Source organism: Nostoc sp., assembly GCF_036916575.1.
Taxonomy (GTDB): Bacteria; Cyanobacteriota; Cyanobacteriia; order Cyanobacteriales; family Nostocaceae; genus Nostoc.
In genome coordinates this window covers 1-2,774 of sequence record NZ_JBALGC010000102.1, presented here as the reverse complement: position 1 = coordinate 2,774, position 2,774 = coordinate 1, and the positions used below count along the sequence as shown (strand labels likewise).

The following is a 2,774-nucleotide window of genomic DNA, read 5'->3' as shown; positions in this document are numbered from 1 at the left end:
AGTAAATGTCAAATCATCTCTAACTGTAATGTCGTATTGTCCCAATCCTGATTGCGAAGACCGAGAGAATTTACACACATCAGAAGTGTGTCGAAATTGCAAAACACCTTTACTAATTTATGATCGCTACCGCATCATTTATCCCCTTCGCGAACGAGAAACAAATCCCACAGAAATCTTCTTTATTCGCCGCCTAAACACTGAACTGCCGTTTGTGCTTAAAACGTTAATTAGCAAAGATGACAAAACACAAAAGCTTTTCCAACGAGAACAACAACTGTTAATGAAATTTACCCATGAAGGCATTCCCCGTGGGCATGATACATTTTCTATTTCACTAGCTAATGGCAAAAAGATTCCCTGCCTAGTGATGGATTTAATCCCAGGAGAAAACCTCGATCAATGGATTAAAAGTGAAGGTGCCATCACACAAGAGCAGGCGCTCGATTGGCTCAAGCAATTACTGAATACGCTGGATTATCTTCATCGGCAGGGCATTGTTCATCGGGATATTAAGCCCTCTAATATCATGCGAAAGCCAGATGAGAAATTGCCAGATGGAAAAGTGGTGTTGATCGATTTTGGTGCCATAAGACAGATCAAGCCAACGGAACCAGGCAGAATTACTCTTTCCCCGGACAACCCTCCGCTCAATCCGATGGTAGACGAATTTGGTGGCATCAAGCAGATCGAGTCAGCAGAACCAAGCACAAGCGTTGGTTCCGAGGGTTACACCCCACCCGAACAGCGTGAAGGTAAAGCAGTGCTGCAATCCGATTTCTACGCCCTGGGAAGAACTTTTATGCATCTGCTGAGGGGATCTAACTCCAGCGAACCTTTTGTCTCTAAACATCTGATCTCGTCAGATTTGCACAAACTATTAGGCGACATGGCTGCTGAGGAGATTCACGATCGCCCAGCCAACGTGCAAATTATTCGGCGACGATTGCGAAGAATTGAAGAGGAACAAGTTCGTCAACGGTGGCAACAAATTGGGCTAGGGTTTGGCATTGGCGTGCTGTGCGGGGGCATGGCGATGATTCCACTGATGCGCCAGATCAATTGGGAAATGGAAGTTGATCGCCTATTTCCCAAAGCTACCTGCGATCAAACCTTGCATGATCACATCAGTTGCGGTGAGGAATCTTTACTTCAAGAGTCTGACCTGGAAAGCTTTGTAGGCAAGCGTGTTGCTGAAAAAGCGTCAGAAGTTAAAAAGGAAGGAATTCAACATATTGGCAAGCATGAATGGCAACAAGCAAGACAATCTTTGCAACTCGTTTGGGAACAAACTAAAGACCCAGAAACGCTGATTTATTTGAATAATTTGAAAATTCAGACGGAACCAAAACTTCAGCAGCGGAAAGTCGCGATCGCCGTCGTCGCTCCTTTAGGGGGCGGTAGTACTGCCGCTGCCCGAGGCTTTAATATTTTGCGGGGCATTGCCCAAGCACAAGACGAGGCGATTCAGGCTGGACTCGGATTGCAGGTGGTTTTAGTCGATGATCAAAATGATCCTCGAACGGCTCATCAACTGGCGAAAGAGTTGGTGCGCCGCAAAGAGATTCTTGCGGTGATTGGTCATCATGTTAGCGATGCCACGCGGTCGGCGTTGGAAGTTTATGATAGCGCTGGCATGGTGCTGATTTCACCCACTAGCACCTCTGAGGAGTTAGCAACCTATACGCTAGAAAAGCACAATATTTTCTTTCGCACGGTTTCTAGCGATCGCGCCACCGCCACGTTCATGGCTTCTTTTCTACTCAATCGCACCAAGGCGCGAAAAGTTGCAGTGTTTTACAATCCCGATAAATCCTATAGTCGATCGCTAGCGGGTGCCTTTAAGGAAACGTTTCAAGCCTTGCAAGGCAGCATCGTCAATGATGAAACTGGACAGTTTTATTTATCCTGTACCGGTGCCTCCTGCCAACGTCCAGAATTTAAATTGACTGAAGCCACTCACTATGCCAAGCGCCAGGGAGCAGAAGCTTTTGTAGTGGTGCCCGATGCGGCAGAAAGTCAGTCGAATGCCTTTAGCGATGCGATCGACATTGTGCAATCGGCTGGCAAAACCTGGGTGATTATGGGCGATACGATGGCGGGAGAAGCCCAGTTACTCAATGATCGTGTGGTCAATCACACCATCATCGCTTCACCCTGGGACCCCAACCAGGCAAAGAATTCTAAGTTGGTGAAATTCTGGCAGTCTAGTTCAGCCCCCCCACCTTATCGACAACCTTCCTGGCACACTTATACAACTTACAATGCGGCACAAATGTTAATTACGGCAATTCAGCAGCATCCAAGACAGCAGATTGATCGCATAATCTTGCGGGAACGACTGGCTGCACCAGGATTTTCGGCAAAAGGAGCATCTGACGAAATTCTACGATTTCGGGACGGGACGGGTGAGCTACAAAAACCGCAAGTCATCTTAACTCAGGTTGTGCAATGCGGGGGGCAGGTTGTGTTTCGGACCCTGGAGCAAACGGGCTGCCCTTAAGTTTTGGGAGATGCTGGCATCACCGGATACCGTTGGCGAAATATTGCTTAACAAAAAAACGGCGGCTTTACCGTGTATTACATGAAAAGGAGAATCACACCTCCCCGTGTATTACACGATAATAAAAAAATTAAGTAGGGGTAAATCTAGCGAGCGTGTCATGAGGGGCAAGATATTACAAATTTACCTAAAACTGAGGTTTGTAGTATGCCAATGACAGGACTGAAACCCCTGGGCTATCCGGTTGTTAATTTTTCAAGCTGCCACCAGT

General features: G+C 46.9%; 1 protein-coding gene. It reads left to right on the top strand.

All coding sequences use genetic code 11. The annotated features are described in order from the left end of the window. The coding region (locus V7L29_RS21160; RefSeq protein ID WP_334736725.1) for a bifunctional serine/threonine-protein kinase/ABC transporter substrate-binding protein at nucleotides 1–2,503 on the top strand (2,503 nt) is incomplete at its 5' end. Between the last annotated feature and the right edge of the window lie 271 nt (nucleotides 2,504–2,774).